Source organism: Trichocoleus sp. DQ-A3 (genome assembly GCF_039961975.1).
Taxonomy (GTDB): Bacteria; Cyanobacteriota; Cyanobacteriia; order Cyanobacteriales; family FACHB-T130; genus FACHB-T130.
This window is the reverse complement of record NZ_JAMPKC010000014.1, coordinates 1-18,882: the sequence shown is the minus strand read 5'-3', so window position 1 is coordinate 18,882 and position 18,882 is coordinate 1. Positions and strand designations below refer to the sequence as shown.

At 48.9% G+C, this 18,882-nt stretch carries 12 protein-coding genes; 5 read left to right on the top strand and 7 right to left on the bottom strand.

Going from position 1 to position 18,882, the window contains the following annotated elements; all coding sequences use genetic code 11:
• Nucleotides 1-213 precede the first annotated feature (213 nt).
• Nucleotides 214-1,023 carry a 2-succinyl-6-hydroxy-2,4-cyclohexadiene-1-carboxylate synthase gene (gene menH / locus NDI44_RS18810; RefSeq protein WP_190413963.1) on the bottom strand — a complete coding sequence of 270 codons (810 nt, stop codon included), beginning with the start codon at nt 1,021-1,023 and terminating at the stop codon, nt 214-216.
• A gap of 41 nt (nt 1,024-1,064) precedes the next feature.
• Here menH and NDI44_RS18805 point away from each other — a divergent pair, with 41 nt between their 5' ends.
• Together NDI44_RS18805 and NDI44_RS18800 are read left to right on the top strand one after the other, a co-directional pair.
• Nucleotides 1,065-1,244: a hypothetical protein gene (locus NDI44_RS18805; protein ID WP_190413961.1), complete on the top strand. Its 180-nt coding sequence runs from the start codon at nt 1,065-1,067 to the stop codon at nt 1,242-1,244.
• Between the two features lie 1,146 nt (nt 1,245-2,390).
• Nucleotides 2,391-2,633: a hypothetical protein gene (locus NDI44_RS18800; protein ID WP_190413959.1), complete on the top strand. Its 243-nt coding sequence runs from the start codon at nt 2,391-2,393 to the stop codon at nt 2,631-2,633.
• 85 nt (nt 2,634-2,718) lie between these two features.
• Here NDI44_RS18800 and NDI44_RS18795 read toward each other — a convergent pair whose 3' ends face one another.
• The gene (locus NDI44_RS18795) at nt 2,719-3,084 is read right to left on the bottom strand and encodes a metal-sensitive transcriptional regulator (RefSeq protein WP_190413957.1); all 366 of its coding nucleotides are present in this window, start codon (nt 3,082-3,084) and stop codon (nt 2,719-2,721) included.
• Between the two features lie 270 nt (nt 3,085-3,354).
• Here NDI44_RS18795 and NDI44_RS18790 point away from each other — a divergent pair, with 270 nt between their 5' ends.
• The gene (locus tag NDI44_RS18790; RefSeq protein WP_190413955.1) at nt 3,355-4,578 is read left to right on the top strand and encodes an HhoA/HhoB/HtrA family serine endopeptidase; all 1,224 of its coding nucleotides are present in this window, start codon (nt 3,355-3,357) and stop codon (nt 4,576-4,578) included.
• Between the two features lie 244 nt (nt 4,579-4,822).
• Here the strand turns inward: NDI44_RS18790 and NDI44_RS18785 are convergent, their stop codons facing one another.
• The 5 genes from NDI44_RS18785 to rpsT form a co-directional block, all read right to left on the bottom strand.
• On the bottom strand, nt 4,823-8,896 hold the full coding sequence (locus NDI44_RS18785; RefSeq protein WP_190413953.1) for a DNA-directed RNA polymerase subunit beta': 4,074 nt from the start codon (nt 8,894-8,896) through the stop codon (nt 4,823-4,825).
• A gap of 225 nt (nt 8,897-9,121) precedes the next feature.
• Entirely contained in the window at nt 9,122-10,999 is a 1,878-nt protein-coding gene (locus tag NDI44_RS18780) for a DNA-directed RNA polymerase subunit gamma (protein ID WP_190413951.1), read from the bottom strand.
• 92 nt (nt 11,000-11,091) lie between these two features.
• Nucleotides 11,092-14,409 (bottom strand): DNA-directed RNA polymerase subunit beta, encoded by a 3,318-nt coding sequence (gene rpoB, locus NDI44_RS18775; RefSeq protein WP_190413949.1) that lies wholly within the window; start codon nt 14,407-14,409, stop codon nt 11,092-11,094.
• A gap of 736 nt (nt 14,410-15,145) precedes the next feature.
• On the bottom strand, nt 15,146-15,946 hold the full coding sequence (locus tag NDI44_RS18770; RefSeq protein ID WP_190414142.1) for a YchF/TatD family DNA exonuclease: 801 nt from the start codon (nt 15,944-15,946) through the stop codon (nt 15,146-15,148).
• A 114-nt stretch (nt 15,947-16,060) separates the two neighbouring features.
• Nucleotides 16,061-16,393 carry a 30S ribosomal protein S20 gene (gene rpsT / locus NDI44_RS18765; RefSeq protein ID WP_190413948.1) on the bottom strand — a complete coding sequence of 111 codons (333 nt, stop codon included), beginning with the start codon at nt 16,391-16,393 and terminating at the stop codon, nt 16,061-16,063.
• Nucleotides 16,394-16,597: 204 nt separating this feature from the next.
• On the opposite strand from rpsT, the gene hisD reads away from it, so the two are divergent.
• Nucleotides 16,598-17,905: a histidinol dehydrogenase gene (hisD, locus tag NDI44_RS18760; RefSeq protein WP_190413946.1), complete on the top strand. Its 1,308-nt coding sequence runs from the start codon at nt 16,598-16,600 to the stop codon at nt 17,903-17,905.
• Nucleotides 17,906-17,924: 19 nt separating this feature from the next.
• Nucleotides 17,925-18,344, top strand: a complete 420-nt coding sequence (locus NDI44_RS18755; protein ID WP_190413944.1) for a universal stress protein — start codon at nt 17,925-17,927, stop codon at nt 18,342-18,344.
• Nucleotides 18,345-18,882: the final 538 nt, after the last annotated feature.

Here is an 18,882-nt window from a genome sequence, read left to right as displayed (position 1 = left end):
CCGTATTTTTTATAATATAAAATTGGTTTAAATAGCTATCATTTAGAATCTCGCCCCAGCCTCCTACCTAAAAGCGGAGGCGGGGTATTTATCATTTTGTTTGTAACATATAAATTTCTTAGCTTTCCTTTTTAAGCCCGATTGAGGGAGCGTTAAGGCAGCGCCTCAAAACCCAAATGGTATTTAGGGTAAGCATTACCTTAACAAATATTATTAAATTGATACAGGTTTAGCTAAAAACTGGCTAATTTTGTCAAAAAATACTCTTGGATTTTCTACATGAATATTATGCCCACAATTACTAATTAAATTAACCTTAGCTGCTTTACACAGTTTCGCCATTTCTGAGTTAATGATTCTAAACTTGTTATCATATTCACCCACTAGCAAAAGCATAGGGTTTTGGTTTTGTTTGAGCGCTTCCCATAAAGAAGGTTGGCATCCAGTACTCAAATTACTTAGGGACTTAGCCAATTCAAAGGGATTATTTTGTAGCCGAGACTCTATTATTTGCTCAAATTTCGGATGTTTTTTGAGAGAAACAAAAAGCGGCTGATGATACCAATTTGTTAAAAATTCTGAAAAATCAATCGTTACTAATTCCTGCGATAATTCTAGATCCCGCTGGAGTCGCTTCCATCGTTCCTCTTCGGTCTTCAACCCAGGAGATGCCGATTCCAAGACAACTTTAGGAAAACGTTCGGGGAAATGAAGGGTCAAATATAAAGCCAATCGTCCACCCATCGAATAGCCAACCAAAAAACATTTTTCAATGCTTAACTGTTCTAGCAGGTTGAGCAAAGCCTGGGCAGTATTTGCCATTTCATAGCACTCGTCTCCACCCATAACCTTAGTTTGTCCATGACCTGGAAGGTCAACAGCAAGACAACAAAATTGGTCAGACAAAAATGAGATAACTTGATTAAATTCGTTGCAGTCACCCATAAAGCCATGTAAAAACAGGATTATCGGTTTATCTGCGCTACCGCTCAAAGAATAGTGAAATTGATAATCAAACGTCATCCTCTACAACTGTTTGCTCAAATCTGATTTGCTTAATCGTAATGCACGTCAGGATAGCGATCGCATCCTCTGTCACCAACACTATCAGTTGCGATCGCTATCCTGACTGGAGCTACAAGCAATGCAGTAGAATTTATACTGCTCTATTCGTTGGCAATTCCGACTCCGGAATTAGGAAGGTTTTGCTATCCCTGTGTACAGAGGCAATCGAACCAGGTTAACCGTGCGATCGCTTCCTCCAACTTCCCCAACATAGTGCCATCACTAAAAACATTAATATTTTTTATTACTTCTTACTTAAGCATTAAATTGTCTTATTGTTTTTATTGGTAATTATGCTACGTTTCTAAAGTAAATATTAGGCTAATAAAAGTCAATACTATGACAAAAAATACTAACTATTCCTATCTCAGTGAATTCACATAATCAAGATATTTTGGTACATATTTAAATGTTATTGTTTTATTCACTGATTATTGTTATTTTTAAGGTTGATTTTTTGCTAAATTTTTTAAGCAAAAAACAAAGTAATTATTCTATTTTTTAATTTTATCAAAATATATTCATATAAAAATATATTTTATTTTTAGTCGTTACTAATACCAATCGTTGGTTCTATTAATTTAAACAAATTAAAAAAGCAGTCTATGTTAACTAATGCCGATAGTTTATAATCATGCTTAATTCATTTTAAGTCGATCCCCGTAGACTCGACAACCTGTAAAAGCTGATTTAAGCACAGTTTTATACAATATTGTGATAAATAAAGGTTTACGTTTAAAGCCAATTGCCAATCTATCGCATAGCTAAACATTTTCCATGTGTAAGCAACTTAGGAGGTGAATCAAAACGCAGACAATGTTTAGAATTGTATGGCTTTTATTGTCAAAAAAATTCAAGCTCGCTTTTTTACATTTAGTAAAATAAACAATAAAAATATATTATCTAAAGGCTCTTCATTAAAATAGCTTTAACAAAATTAAAAGTCGTAAAAATGTGAAAATTGTACTTCTATATGTGCTAAAAAATACCTCCAAAAACATTGAATTCTGAAAATTTGAGACATCAGCATTTACAAGCACTTGAGAGAAGAAAAATTGAAGGATCGCTAGTCCTTTTCCAAAGGGATGAGACAGCAGCTAGCTTCTTACTTGTGGTACTCTCACAAATAGTTGAGCTGAAAGAATTTGCGAACTTTTCATAGTAGTTGCCTTTGTGTCTTCGCGTCTCTTGAGCAAAAATCTCAAATCAGCTCTTCCCGACGTGTCGTAGATGTTCGCTTCTTCATTTCAGCCACAACTGCCACCCCGTCATGATTGTCGCTGTGGTTTCAGATATCAATTTCATAAACTACCGAGGGAATAATCATGCCAAAGATAGAATTGACAATTAGGCAGGTAATTGACTTAGTTAAACAACTGCCACAGGAGGATAAATCCATACTCTTGGACACCCTCGCCTCGGAAAGAAAGATGAATGGCACAGATAGGTTAACAGAGAAAGAGCAGCAGATGCGCGTCTTGAGTGCTGAACGGGGGCTGGATTGGGACAGCTTGAGTGAAGACGACCAAGAGGTGCTTGTTGATAAGTTGCTGCACAAGCATAAGTAAATCCCTAGCTATATCGTTGTCTTCGATACCAATGTTTTTTTCTGGCTTCCACGCAAAGGGAAGCCAGTTTTGTAATCTAACTAAACTAAGGCAAAAATCGATCCAAAGCTTCTTTTAGCTTTTCAATTTCAACTTCAATATTGCCTTCTTCAGCTGCGCGGGCAATACACTCAGTTAAATGTTCATCCAAAATTATCCGCGCCACCCGATCTAGGGCACCCCGCACAGCAGCAATCTGCACGAGAACTTTGGGGCAGGATTCGCTTTCCTGCACCATATTTTTGATGCCTCGGACGTGTCCTTCAATCCGAGACAAGCGATTAACAACCCGCCGCAGTGATTCTTCGCTGTGGACATGATGATGGGGAGACTCTTCATCCCCATGCTCGTGGGTATGTGAACGACCGTGGACGGGCAAGGTTTCGTCAGTTAGCGGATTCGATCCAATCATGGAGAGTCAATAAGGCAGCATTTGTATTCCACATCGTAGCCTATTTAAGTATCTGCTCTTCTAGAGATGAAAAATTGTACTACACTCCACTTCGTGCCCCTACGCTAATGTGTCGCCTCAAAGAATGCGTCTTTATGTTTATAGAAATTTGAGATGTAGGGAAAACCGCATCAGTGCTTGAGCCTAAGTTCAGTCGTTTCACCTGTAAAAATAACTATAGGGATATTTTTGTTACCAGATAGATCATCACAAAGCTAGAAAATTGATGCTATGCAATTTCCAAAGTTTTTTCGGTTTCTGCGTCAAGTCAGTACCTATGTAATTGCCACCTTTCTAGGAGGCATTTTGGCGTTTGGCGCTTATCGTGTCTTGCCGTCTCAGGCTGGCCCTGCTCCCAAAGAAGTTGCACTTACTCCAGGGGCATCAGAGCTGGTAGCGCAAAGCAGTATTTCTAGAATTCCCAATACTGCTGCAACTGGCAGTTTTGTCACCGCAGCGGTGAATCGGGTAGGAGCGGCAGTCGTCAGAATTGATACCGAGCGCACAGTCAACCGTAACATCGATCCGTTGTTTGACGACCCCTTCTTCCGGCGTTTTTTTGGTGAAGAGTTGCCCAGAGGGCCGATGCAAGAGCGCCTACGCGGTCAAGGCTCTGGTTTCATTATTGACAAGAGTGGGATTATTTTGACAAATTCCCATGTGGTCAATCAGGCGGATAAGGTGACTGTCACCCTTAAGGATGGACGCACAATAGAGGGGAAGGTACAAGGTGCCGATCCGGTAACGGATTTGGCGGTGGTCAAAATCGATGGAGGTAGCGACTTACCCGTGGCACCTCTTGGAGATTCTAACGAAGTGCAAGTGGGTGACTGGGCGATCGCAGTCGGCAATCCATTAGGATTGGATAACACCGTCACCTTGGGAATTATCAGTACCCTTAAACGCTCCAGTGCCGCTGTGGGGATTCCTGACAAGCGATTGGATTTCATTCAAACCGATGCAGCGATTAATCCAGGTAACTCCGGTGGACCACTCTTAAATCAACAGGGTGAAGTAATTGGCATCAACACGGCGATTCGTGCTGACGCAATGGGGATAGGCTTTGCAATTCCGATTAATCAAGCCAAAACAATTTCTGTTCAGCTGGCGCGTGGAGAAAGAGTCGCTCATCCCTATCTCGGCGTTCAAATGGCAACCCTAACGCCCCAAGTAGCGGCTGAAAACAACAGCGACCCCAATGCTCCCCTACAGGTGCCAGAAATCAACGGCGTCCTAGTCGTGCGAGTGTTGCCAAATACCCCAGCTGCCAAAAGTGGAATGCGCCGGGGGGATGTGATTTTGGAGATTGATGGGCAACCCGTGAAGACTGCCGCCGAGTTGCAGAGAATTGTCGAGAATAGCCGTGTCGGTCAGGTTATACAGATGAAGGTGCAGCGCGCCAACCAAGCGACATCCATTAGCGTCCGCGCTGGTGAATTGCAAGAACAGTCTTAATTAGTGCTGAGGGCTGAGAGGTGAGGACTGAGTGCTTGAGACCTGAGGATTGAGTGAATTAAAAGTAAAAAGGAATAGAGAAGAGAATATTCTCTTCTCTATTCCTTTTCTAACGTCTGCAACTTTTTCTTAACTTTCTTAACCGCCCTTTTTAAGGGGAGAAATACAGAAAGTTGCACACCGCGTTTACTACTTTTTATCTCCTCTTTCTACTCTCTCTTCAGTTCTCGGTACTCATTACTCTCTAGTCGTCGTCCTCAAAGTCGTCGTCATCCTCAACATCGTCAATGAGGTCGTCGTCATCATCAAGAACTGGAGAGATAGCGCCGCCCATTCCATAAGTAGGCCGTTCTTCAAATCCAAGACCTGGGCTGTAAGCACGAGCTGTTCGGTCATCCAGCACCACGTCCAGCGCGTCCTCCTCAACATCCAGTCCGGAACCGAAGCCAGATGCTGACATATCAACATCTGAGCTGATGCTGTCCTCATAGGCATTGAACCCGGTTCCTGCCGGAATCAGTCGCCCAATGATCACATTCTCCTTCAGACCGCGCAGCCAGTCAGATTTGCCTTCAATTGCGGCTTCGGTGAGAACCCGCGTCGTTTCCTGGAAAGATGCCGCAGAAATAAAGCTATCTGTATTCAGCGATGCCTTGGTAATCCCCAGCAACATCGGCGTATATTGCGCCGGTGCCCCGCCAGTAATTGCCATCGCTTCATTCACTTGCTCAATCTGCCGCAGTTCCACCAACTCTCCCGGCAGCATCGTGGTGTCGCCGCCATCATCCACCCGGACTTTCGAGGTCATCTGGCGCACAATCACCTCAATATGCTTATCAGAAATATCAATCCCCTGAGATTGATAAACCGACTGCACTTCATTCACCAGGAAAGTCTGAACCTTCTGCAACGCCATCAGCGCCGCTTCGTAGACTCCCATCGTTTCCCGGTAATGCTCAAAGAAAATCTCTAGAATTTCATGGGGGTTGGCAGGACCATCGGTTAGCGCCTCCGCAGTCTCTACAACCATGTCATCTCCCACAATGACGTTCTGTCCGGGGCCGAGGGGATAGTCAGCCACGACGCCGTCCGATTCAATGACTTTAATCTCCTCTGCGTCCTGCTGAGGTCCGTAAACGACCTGAGCCGTTCCCGAACGCCGTGCCAAAATACACGCTTCTTTTGGCTTCCGTGCCTCCAGCAGTTCTTCAATACGTGGCAAACCTTGGATGATATCCCCAGTTTTCGCCCGCTCAAAGACTAGCAGCACTAGGTTGTCACCCCGCTGCACCAAGTCTCCATCATCGATATGCAAGACGGCTCCGGAAGACACGCGATAAGGACGAGCCAGACGCATCTGGATCGAATCCTCCAAGATGGCGGAAATTTGACCCGACTCTGGGGCAAGTACGCCAGAGGCGATCTCAGTCCCTGCTACTAACAGCGCTCCCACTTTTACGGTGGGTTTAGCGCCTTTCGTATCAACACTTATCCGATCGGTATCCCGAACCAGCAGCACCCGGCGAATCGAGGCTTCTCCAGCGCGAATCCCCCGGACTTCTCCGGCATCCTTGCACTGAATTTCCGTGCGAGCCACAACGGCTCCTGGCTCGATCTGCTGACCGTCAGTCACCATAATCCGTGTATGGGTACTGCCAGAAAGTGGATCTGCCGCTGTATCCCGACGAATCACCAGAGATTCCGAAACCAAGAGCTGTAAACGCATTTCTGAAGTCCGAGGCGAAAGTTCAGAACTTACGGTTGAAAGCGCGGAGCTTTCTTCGTCGTCCTTGCCTTTTGCTTCAACTCCCTTTCCTTCAATTGGCAGCAACTCAATATCCGCCGCTAGTAGTTCCAAAGCACCGATGCTCTCAGAACTGCTCTCACTTTCAGTTCCATAGCCAATTTCCAGAACCAATTGCGTCCGCAGCAGTTCCAGCCCTCCGATGGACTTCACCCGTTCCCCATCTTTATAAGGAAGCCGCTGAACTGCCCGCAGCTCAATCTTGTAACGTCCCCTGCCAGAAATAGAAGCTTGAGACGGTACGCTCGGCTCATCGGGAACGTGAAACTCAGTCACCGGACGCAGCAACAATGCAGGGCCTTCAGGGGTTTCCACAAATTCGGTATAGCGCAACTCGCTAACCGTCAGCCCTGGCATAACTTCCTGTCCGGGATAGAACAGCGATCCATCTGTTCCCATCACTGCTTCTGGGTCATCGACCAAATGTAGTTCACCGGGCTTAATCACGATTTCCCGTAGGATATCGTTTTTCTGGGTTACTTCCACTATCCCAGCTGTTTGACAGAAGATATCTTTGACGACCTCTGTCATGGCTTCTACGTATTGACCGTCTTCCACTTGCAGGAGGGAGATATCCTTGTTCACTTCATGGGATTCTTCTGGAATCCACAGCAAGGTGCCGCCTTTGATGACTTCGTATCCTTGTTTTGCCTTGGCTTTTTTGGCAACTTCCACACCGGCGTATTTGATAATTCCCCCGGTCTGGGTGTTATAGCGATCGTCAATTAAATCGGCTACTACCTGGTGGTTTTGAACTTTTGTCCCTGGGGTGGCCTTCAGGGAAAAGCGCTGATTGTCGGCGGTATAAATTACATAATGGTCGCGGCCTTGAGTCGCTTCCATTCGCACCCGTGCTTGGTCTAACAGCACGCTAGCGGTGATAATTTCAATTTCTCGTCCCCGCGAACCAGCGTCATCAGCTTTTAGCCGGACGACACCACCATGCTCGCTCACCAACTTGGTTTCTGCGAGTACGTCGTTGCGATCCACCACTTTACCGTTCTGCACGACGGCTTCGGCACCTGGAGGTAGGTTGTAAACTTCTCCAGACAAAATCCACAACAAACCACCCCGCGCCGCAATCCGGGTGGTGTTCCCCTGGCGGTCGGTTTTTTCTTCTGGAAGCAGACCTTCAAACTTCACTTCGCCTGCCAGGTCAGTGGTAACGTCTTTGGCGGCTTTTTCTGTATGGGCGCGAGTGGAAGAAGCGATCGCAACTTCACCCAATAGCTGTTCTGCCGTTACCGTGCTGCCATTGACACAGTATAGGGTGGAATTTTGAGTGAGCGGAATCGAGATTTGCTCCTGAGTGCTGTCTACCGGATCGAGAATCAATTCCGCATTGGTCGATTCCACTAGCAAGGCATCTTCCCCGTGCCGCGTCCGCAGTCCCCGCGTCCGCATCCCTCGGCTGAAGCGCACTTTGGCGGTCATCGGCGCACGGACTTGTCGCGCGACTTCGCCAGTGAAGACGCCGCCAGTGTGGAACGTCCGCATGGTGAGCTGGGTGCCTGGTTCGCCAATCGACTGAGCGGCAATAATTCCCACCGCTTCCCCCAGATCCACGAGATGTCCGTGGGCGAGGCTCCAGCCGTAACAATGTTGACACACGGAACGGGCGGCTTCGCAGGTCAGGGGCGATCGCACGAAAACTTCTTCTATCCCAGCCTTAACAATGTTCAGCCCCATTTCTTCTGACATCGGCTGATTGCGGGGCATGACCACTTCCCCCGTGGTGGGATGAACCGCATCTTCTACTAAAACGCGACCCAGCAGGCGATCGGACAAAGGAATCAGCACCCGATCGTCCGAAGTCATGCTGCGTAAGCGAATCCCTCGCTGGGTGCCGCAGTCCACTTCCCGAACAATTACATCCTGAGACACATCCACCAGGCGGCGGGTAAGATAGCCGGAATCCGCTGTACGTAGAGCGGTATCTACCAATCCCTTCCGTGCCCCATAAGACGAGATAATATATTCCGTGACGGTCAAACCTTCCCGAAAATTCGTCTTAATTGGCAGACCAATAATCTCTCCCTGGGGGTTTGCCATCAATCCACGCATTCCCACCAGCTGACGCACCTGAGAAATATTTCCCCGCGCCCCAGAAAACGCCATCATATAGACCGAATTCAGGGGATTTTTTTGTCTAAAGTTGCGAACCACCTCATCCTTTAGGGCTTCGCTGGTACTATTCCAGGTATCGATAACCTTTTGGAAGCGCTCCACCTCGGTGATTTCGCCCCGCGTGTAGCGTGCTTCTGTAGAGCGAATTTCAGTTTCGGCAGCGTCCAGCAACTGCCGCTTAGAATCCGGCACCTGCAAGTCATCCACACTAATCGAGACACCCGCTTTAGTCGCGTAGTGGAAGCCCAAATCTTTCAGGCGATCTGCCATTTGGGAGGTGCGGGCACTACCGAAATGCGTAAATGCCCAGGCAACCAGTTTCTTCAGTTGCCCTTTGTCCACCATCCGATTATGAAAAATATTTTTGATTTCTGGTTGCTCTGCCATAAGTTAGGACTGAGGTATAAGGACTGTTAGCGTAGCGGCGCTCTACTCGCAAAACGAGTATTTAAAGAAGACTGAGCGATGAGGCGTATTCGCGTAGGGCCATTCAACTCGCGGACTGAGCGAACACAGAACAAGCGAACACAAAACACCGGAGCGAGGACGTGAGTGAGGAAGAAAGTCAAAACTCTTTGCCCGATCCTCAATCACTCCGTCCTCAACACTGATTTATATTGCCAATGCCTCTTGAATCGTCTTATTGTAGATAATTCGACCGGGCGTCGTCCGAATGTATTGGGTCAAGACGTTTCCTTCCTTGTCTTGCCGCACTCGACGGAAGTTGTAGGTTGTCCAGACGGTGCCATCAGCTAAGGTTTCCACCTTTTCCGGCTCCGCATCCGGTTTATCATTCTCTACTACCCCGTCAAAGCGCACCCAGATGTAGGCGTGTAAATCTACCGCAGACTGCTCATAGGCTAAGAGCGCATCATCCAAGCTGGCGAAATAACCTCCAGCACCCTTGGTCGCTGCTGGGTTTTCTGCCGTTAGGTAATAGCAGCCTAATACCATGTCTTGGCTAGGCGTTACAATGGGTCGGCCCGTCGCTGGAGAGAGAATGTTATTAGAAGCCAGCATCAGTAACCGCGCTTCTGCCTGAGCCTCCAAAGAAAGCGGTACGTGAACCGCCATCTGGTCGCCATCGAAGTCCGCGTTGAACGCCGGACATACCAGTGGGTGCAGCTGAATTGCTCGACCTTCTACCAGAATTGGCTCAAACGCTTGAATCCCTAGACGGTGCAGCGTTGGTGCCCGGTTTAGCATCACCGGGTGTCCGGCAATTACTTCCTCTAGCACGTCCCACACAGAGGCATCCCCGCGCTGAATCAGCTTCTTGGCTGCCTTGATATTATTGACCAGTCCGCCGCGAATCAGCCGGTGAATTACAAACGGTTGGAATAACTCAATTGCCATTTCTCGTGGCAAGCCGCATTGGTGGATTTTTAGCTTTGGTCCCACCACAATTACAGAACGTCCGGAGTAGTCTACTCGCTTACCCAACAGGTTTTGCCGGAAGCGTCCCTGCTTACCTTCAATAATGTCTGACAGAGATTTCAGGGGTCGATTATTGGCTCCTACTACCGTCCGTCCCCGACGACCATTATCGATAAGCGCATCCACAGCTTCTTGCAACATCCGCTTCTCGTTGCGAACAATGATTTCCGGTGCCAAGATTTCTTGGAGCCGTGCTAAGCGGTTGTTGCGGTTAATTACCCGACGATACAAGTCATTCAAGTCAGAAGTGGCAAATCTGCCGCCATCCAGCTGCACCATTGGACGCAAATCTGGCGGAATTACCGGAATCACCGACAGCACCATCCACTCTGGCTTAGAACCAGTCGCGATGAAGTTGTCAATCACTCTCAGGCGCTTAATCAGTTTCGCCCGCTTCTGACCCTTCGCATTGGCAATTTCCTCTCGTTGCGACTCAGCCTCTGCTTCCAAGTTAATGTCCTGCAAGAGACGTTGCAGCGCCTCAGCACCAATTCCCACCTCGACACCTTGCAGGGTAGAATCTTCGCTATAGAGCTGCTCCTCAATTTCCAGCCACTGATCTTCCGTCAGCAACTGCTTGTAACTGAGATTCTCCGCGTTGCCAGGACTGAGTACCACATAGGCATTGAAATAGACAATCTGCTCCACATCCCGCAGGGGCATATCCAGCAGAATCGACATATAGCTGGGAATGCCCTTGAGATACCAAACGTGAGCCACAGGTGCCGCTAGCTTAATGTAGCCCATACGGTGACGACGCACCCGCGATTCTGTCACTTCTACGCCGCAGCGTTCGCAGACAATACCTCTGTGGCGCACCCGCTTGTACTTGCCGCAGTGGCATTCCCAATCTTTTGCGGGACCAAAAATGCGCTCGCAGAAAAGGCCATCCATTTCTGGTTTGAGCGTCCGGTAATTAATCGTTTCGGGTTTCGTAACCTCACCCACCACTTGACCATTGGGCAGGTTTCTTTGCCCCCAATCCTGAATTCGCTTTGGCGATGCCAGAGCAATTTTGACGTAGTCAAACCGCTGTTCTAGCTGATGTCTCATCTGTCGCTGCGCTCCAATTAAAAATTAAAAATGAAAAATTAAAAATTAAAGAATTCCTAATTTTTAATTTTTAATTTTCCATTTTTCATTGATTAAACTTCGTCTTCTTCCAGTTCCTCGCGGCTGAGAGATTCATAGGTGGGTCGCGTCGGCGTCCGGCGATTTGACACATCCGCCATCAAGTCAACCTCTACGTGTCCCGTGGTTCCGTCCTCGGTCGTCTCCACCTTATGGACGGCAATATCTAAACATAGAGATTGCAGTTCTCGCATCAACACCTTGAACGATTCTGGTGTTCCCGGTCGCGGAATCGCCTTGCCTTTGACGATCGCATTCAGCGCTTCGTTTCGCCCCTGCATATCGTCGGATTTCACCGTCAGCAACTCCTGCAAAATGTAGGCAGCGCCAAAAGCTTCCAGCGCCCACACTTCCATTTCGCCAAATCGCTGTCCGCCCTGCTGCGCTTTGCCTCCCAAGGGTTGCTGCGTCACCAAAGAGTAGGGTCCCGTAGAACGGGCGTGGATCTTGTCGTCTACCAGGTGTACTAGCTTCAGCATATACGCCTTGCCCACGGTAATCGGACGGTCAAAGGCTTCCCCAGTACGCCCATCAAAGACTCGGAGCTTTCCGGCTTCATCAGGGTTAAACAGCCAGTTCTTCCCGGTCTTCTTCCTCGCCTCCTCCAACTTTCCATGCACCGACTCGCGGCTTTTTTCCGCTCCGTGCATTTCATCAAAGGGAATCACTTTGAAGCGGACATTTAAGTTCTCACCAGCCCATCCCAGCAAGCACTCAAACACCTGCCCCACATTCATCCGTGAGGGCACTCCGAGTGGATTGAGCACGATGTCCACGGGGGTTCCATCTGGCAGGTAGGGCATATCTTCGGCGGGTAATATCCGGGAAATAATTCCCTTATTACCGTGCCGTCCCGCCATCTTGTCGCCCACTTGGATTTTGCGCTTCTGCGCGACGTAGACACGCACCACCATGTTCGCTCCGGGGGGCAGTTCGTCGCCCTGTTCGCGGGTGAAGACGCGCACGTCTACCACGCGCCCTTTCTCTCCGTTGGGCACTCGCAGGGAGTTGTCGCGTACATCCCGCGCCTTTTCACCGAAAATTGCCCGCAGCAGTTTCTCTTCCGGTGGCTGGTCGGATTCCCCTTTGGGCGTCACCTTTCCTACCAGAATGTCCCCAGCTTCTACCCAGGCTCCAATTCGGATAATCCCGGTTTCATCCAGGCTTCGCAAGCTATCTTCCCCGACGTTAGGGATTTCCCGCGTAATTTCTTCGGGTCCTAGCTTGGTTTGCCGCGCCTCGATTTCGTACTTTTCAATGTGGATGCTGGTGTAGACATCGTCGTAAACCAGCCGTTCGCTGATTAAGATCGCGTCCTCGTAGTTGTAGCCTTCCCAAGGCATATACGCTACCAGGATATTCTGCCCCAAAGCCAGTTCGCCCCCTTCGGTAGCAGAACCGTCGGCAAGTACCTGTCCGGCAACGATGCGATCGCCTTCATACACTAAGGGTCGCTGATTCAAGCAGGTATCTTGGTTTGAGCGCTGATACTTCTGCAACTCATACTCGATCTGCGGTCCGTTGGGTTCCCCGGTTTCGTCGAAACTCCGCACTGCGATCCGCGTCGCATCCACAAAGGTGACTTCCCCGTCGTATTTGGCAACCACGACCATCCCGGAGTCCCGCGCCGCCTGGGCTTCCAAGCCAGTCCCGACTAGGGGTCGCTCTGGCTTCAATAACGGCACTGCCTGCCGCTGCATGTTCGATCCCATCAACGCTCGGTTGGCATCGTCGTGTTCCAAAAAGGGAATCAACGATGTGGCAACCGAAATAATCTGCACCGGCGACACCGCTACATAATCCACCATGTCGGGTGTCGTGGTGGTGAAATCTTGGCGATATCTCACCGCTACCGATTCTCCCAAGATCCATCCATCCACATCCATCGGGATGTCCCCTGGCGCGACTTGCAGATCGTCTTCTTCATCTGCCGTCATATATACCGGCGCTTGTTCCTTGAGTACCCGTCCGTTTTCTACCTTCCAGAACGGCGTCTCTACAAATCCATAGGCATTCACCCGCGCATGAGTTGCCAAAGAGCCGATCAATCCAGCGTTCGGTCCTTCTGGCGTCTCAATCGGGCAAATCCGCCCGTAGTGGCTCGGATGAATATCCCGCACGGCGAACCCTGCGCGTTCCCGCGTTAGTCCTCCCGGACCTAACGCTGAGAGTCGCCGCTTGTGAGTCAATTCCGCTAAGGGATTTGTCTGATCCATAAACTGGGACAACTGGGAGGAGCCGAAAAACTCCTTAATCGCCGCTACCAAAGGCTTCGGGTTTACCAAAGAAGCGGGTGTTAGGGTTTCGGCATCCGAAACGGTCATCCGCTCCCGGATAATCCGCTCTAAGCGGTTCAAGCCGACGCGCACTTGGTTTTGCAATAGTTCGCCTACTGAGCGCACTCTTCGGTTCCCCAAGTGGTCGATATCATCGGTAATCCCGATGTCATATTCCAAGTTGATCAAGTAGTCTACCGCTGCCAGAATATCGGTTGGGGTCAGCACGCGCACTGTATCCGGCACGGAGAGCCGCAGCTTCTTGTTCAGCTTATAGCGACCAACGCGACCCAGGTCGTAACGCTTCGGATCGAAGAAGCGCGATTCCAACAACTGCTGTCCGCCAGAAACCGTTGGTGGTTCACCGGGTCGTAGTTTCCGATATAGCTCCATGAGCGCTTCTTCTTCGGAAAACTGCCCTTCTTTCTCAATGGTCTTCTGGAAATATTCTGGATGACGCAACGCATCAAAAATCTCAGAGTCGGAAAGCCCCAAGCTCTTGAGTAATACCTGTGCCGACAGTTTGCGCGTCTTATCGATTCGTACCCACACTAAGTCGTTTTTATCGGTTTCAAACTTCAGCCACGCGCCCCGGTTGGGAATAAGAGAAGCTGAGTAGGTACGGCGTCCGTTTTTGTCGGTTTCCGATTTGTAATAAACTCCGGGGCTTCGCACGATTTGGTTAACGATCACCCGCTCGGCACCATTAATAATAAATGTGCCTCGGTCGGTCATTAGGGGCAAATCGCCGATGAAGACTTCTTGCTCTTTAATCGTGCCGTCTTCTTTATTAATGAGCCGCGTCGGAACGTACATTTGTACGGCATAGCTTGCATCCCGACGCTTGGCTTCATCTACATCGTACTTGGGTCGCTTGAGTTTGTAGTCTTTGCCCAAGAAGTGCAACTCCAGCTTGCCGGTGTAATCGGTAATCGGCGAAAAGCTGTTAAGTTCCTCAATCAGACCTTCTTCCAGGAACCAGCGGAAGCTGGCTCGCTGAATTTCTACCAGGTCTGGCAACATGTAAGCAACTGGAGTGGAGGTCTGATTAGTCATGCTTTTCCTCTTGCAAAAGAATTCAGGAATTACCTGTCGTAAGGGGGGGTTTAAGAAGAATGCCAGTGGGGAGACCCGACTTCCCAATCAACCCGATCGTCTAGAACTCAAAAGTCATCCGTTAGTAAGGATGAATCCTGAATTGATTCGTCCTCCATCTTTGATGGTTTTGAATTCGTCCTTCATCTTTAGATCCTTCCCATCTAGCGGGATGGAATTCGTGCCAAAGTAAGCAGTAGCGGCGAAGTATGCCTCACTCGTCCCCAAGGACAAGCGATTGGCAAGAACAAAATGAGCCGTTTAGTCCCCACTAGCAGGGAAGGAAACGTCTCAGGGTTGTTTTTCGTTGGTTTTATACGCGAACCAGCAGTTCGCTTTGGCTTGTTTGCTCAAAGATAATATTTAGTGCTTCTTTACCAGGTATAAGGACAGTGATTGCAGGGGTATGAAGTCTGTTTAGGTGGAGCAGGCAGCCATCCCAGTTTGCTCGCAAGAATTCTGTTCATAGAGGGTCTTTTAAATATTATGTCGCAAATTGACTTTCTTTGTTGACACCTACCTCTAAATTGGGGTAATGAAACCCAGAAGGGAGAAAAGAGATTTTCCACCAAAAGTTATTGTCTTCGGGGGATGGATGTCTCTGTCGTGGTTCTCCCTGCCTTTCCAGTGTCTACAGCACTCAGAACGGGTACGGTACGCGGCACGCGGCATGGATAAAAGCCCTTAGAATTGGGCACTAAATCGCAGCACAAGGCTGAGGTACGGAAAGTCGAAACAGATTACAGGCATTCTGGGTGGTTTGCGTGGCTAGAGTCGCTAAAGAGACCCCCCTCAGATGGGCAACACACTCGGCGACATATCGGACGTAGGAAGGTTCGTTACGTTTGCCACGCTTGGGAACGGGTGCGAGGAAGGGGCAGTCGGTTTCAATTAGGAGGCGATCGCTGGGGATTCTCCTCGCCGATTCCTGAACTTGAGTGGCGTTTTTAAACGTTACGATGCCGCTGATACTAATATAGAAACCCAAATCCAAGAACCATTGCATTTCTTCCGGAGTACCCCCCCAGCAGTGCATGACGCCCCGCACAGGACCCGTGCGCTTCCAGAAATCTTGCAACAGTTCGTGCATGGTCGCAGCAGCATCTCGGCAATGAATAATTACAGGCAAATCAAGTTGCTGCGCGATCGCTAGCTGTGCTTCAAATACTTCTATTTGCCGCTCCCTATCTTCCGCTTTATAAAAATCCAGACCCATTTCGCCAATTGCTACCACTCGCTGGTCAGAACTCGCCAGCGAACGAATTTGTTCGGCAGTTTCTGATGCCCACTTCTCGGTATCGAGGGGATGTAACCCCACGGCGAAGTAAAGTTCTGGAAATCGGTTTGCCAGTGATTGAATGCTTGAAAACTCCGTAGGTTCCACGCACGAATGCACCAGCCGAACGACCCCCGCTTCGCACCACCGAGCTTTAATCTCTTCCAGATCGGACTGGAAGAGATCGAAGTTTATATGGACGTGGGTATCGAACAACTGTATCTGTTCAGTCATTGGTCATCAAGCATTGGGTAGTGGGTAACGGGTAGTGGGAATTCTACCTACCACCGCTTTCGATAAACAACTGACTGCTGACTACTGACGAGCGGCTAGCAGCTAGGAAGCAGAAGCATCCGACAAAGCCGGGGTTGAAGTTTCTAGCTGGGGCTGCGCGCGTTTGAGCGCCTTGGCGAGATTGGATTTTTTCCGGGCACCGTTGTTGGTATGCAACACCCCCCGCTTTACCGCTTTATCAATCTTGCTGTAGACCTCTGACATCCGCCGCTGTACTTCTTGCAGCGATTCCGCAGTGGGGTTGGCTGCGTGGGTTTGGACGGCTGCAAGATAACTCTTCATCAGCGTTTTTACGGCTGATTTATAGGTCTTGTTACGCAGCCGGTTGCGTTCGGCTACTTGGACTCGCTTTAGGGCTGACTTAGTATTGGCCACAGTCTTGAAGAAAACTCTGTACAGTTAACAAACAGAACTAGATAGATTAATATACCATCTCTCCATAAATTATAGCGATCCCTTGAAAAATCCAGGTTAAGCTATAGAAACGAGTATAGGGAATAGGCTTCCTCATCTCAAGGGATGAGGATAGTGATATACCTGAACTCAGGCGGGTAATTCCTAGATGGTGATTCCGACTCCATGCTGCGAATCATTACTCAGGTATCTGAGGCAAGAACTGAACTGCGGCGTATCTGCGATCGCACCCATGACGACCAGATTGTTCATAAAGAGGCAACTGTTCGGGAAGTCTTACAGGCTGTGAAGCGCCAGGGCGACAAAGCTCTGCTGCACTACACGGCTGAATTCGATCGACAAACTTTGAATTCCGAACAGCTGCGCGTTAGTGGCTCAGAACTGGATGCTGCCTATCAACAGGTGTCCCAGGAGTTACTCAACGCGATTCAACTGGCACGTCAACAAATAGAAGCATTCCACCGGCAGCGCGTCCCGAAATCTTGGGTTCAATTTGGGGACGATGAGATTGTTTTGGGGAAGCGTTACACGCCGGTAGATCGAGCAGGGCTTTACGTTCCTGGCGGTCGAGCGTCCTATCCAAGTACGGTATTAATGAACGCCATCCCTGCGAAGGTAGCGGGTGTGCCGAGAATTGTCATGGTGACGCCACCAGGGCAAGAAAAAACGATTAATGCCGCGGTGCTAGTGGCAGCCCAGGAAGCTGGGGTGCAAGAAATTTATCGGATTGGCGGCGCTCAAGCGATCGCGGCTTTGGCTTATGGCACCGAAACCATTCCTAAGGTAGATGTCATCACTGGTCCCGGTAATATCTACGTCACCCTGGCGAAAAAGCTCGTATATGGCACCGTGGGGATTGACTCGCTGGCAGGGCCTTCTGAGGTACTGATTATTGCCGATGAAAACGCCAATCCCGTCTATGTGGCGGCAGATATGTTGGCGCAAGCGGAACACGATCCGATGGCAGCAGCAATTCTCCTGACAACAGAAGCTGGGTTGGCGAAGAAAGTACAGCTAGAAGTAGAACGTCAATTGGAAGATCATCCGCGACGGCTACTGACAGAGAAAGCGATCGCTCATTACGGTTTAATTGTGGTGGTTGACTCTCTGTTGGTTGCTGCTGACCTCTCCAACGAGTTCGCCCCCGAACACTTGGAACTGGAAGTCCAAGAACCTTGGGATCTGCTGGAAAAAATTCGCCACGCGGGTGCTATCTTCTTGGGTTCCTCAACGCCCGAAGCTGTGGGAGACTACTTAGCAGGGCCGAATCACACGCTGCCTACCTCCGGCGCTGCTCGTTACGCTTCAGCACTGGGAGTTGAAACGTTTCTGAAACACTCCAGTCTGATACAGTACTCGCCGACAGCGCTCCAGAAGTTTGGCAACGCTATCCAGATTCTTGCCCAAGCCGAGGGTTTGACTTCCCACGCTGACTCCGTGCGGCTGCGAATCGAGAAGAGGTCTGACGAATAACGAATAAGGAGATTTTGGGGTGCTAAAAATTATTCTGGTGGCTCTCGACAGTTCAGAGCTTTCGGAGGGAGTGATTCAGTCCCTGGAAGAACTCCAACTACAGCCAACGACCAAAATCATCCTTTCCCATGTGATTCCTTCTTCGGGGTCTGAGGTGGAAATTGCTGTTGATAAGCCTCATGCCTGTCCGGAGGATCTGCCCTATCGGCAGATTGAAAAGCAGATGGAATCTTATCAGGCTGCTCTACCCTGCCACAGCGAACTAGAAATCGTCACTGGCGACCCCGCTGAAGAAATAATCCGACTTGCGAATATTTATCAAGCTGACTTGATTGTGATTGGCAGTCGGGGTTTAACGGGTTTGAAGCGAATTATAGAGGGTTCTGTCAGCAGCCAAGTTGTTGCTGATGCCCCTTGTTCCGTGCTGGTGGTGAAGTAGGCATAAAAATTAAAAAAGAAGCCCTGGCGGATAGAATTCGCGACTATACAGACAAAACTTGCCTACGCAGGTTTTAGCATGATTAATTATTCTTAGTCCGTTCAGGCGGACTTTTTTTATTTAGCCGCGCATTCCATTTGCTGGATAGATTGAATGCTAATTAAGAGAATTATTCAGGCTCAGATTCTATATTCTGAGACCCTGAATTATCCTTGATGTCAGCCTTACCCTTTTCTTTTTCCTTCGATGAATTTGAAGTAACTGGTTGCGGTTCTGATTGGAAGAACTGTTCTAAGCCAGGAATTACATACTGAAAACCGTCCATAAACGTGCCTCTTTAACTTAGTTTGGAGTGCTGGATTTAGCATTAATTTCAGCCTAAGAGGAACTTTGTATAATTCCTAGCCCCTAATACTTTCTAGCGGGACTTAAACAGATTTCAAGCCCAAATAAAACCCAAAGCAGCTTTATAGGCTGAGAATACATCTCGATTAGCGTTCACCCACTCCATAAAACGGAAAGACATCGCTGTCCGAAA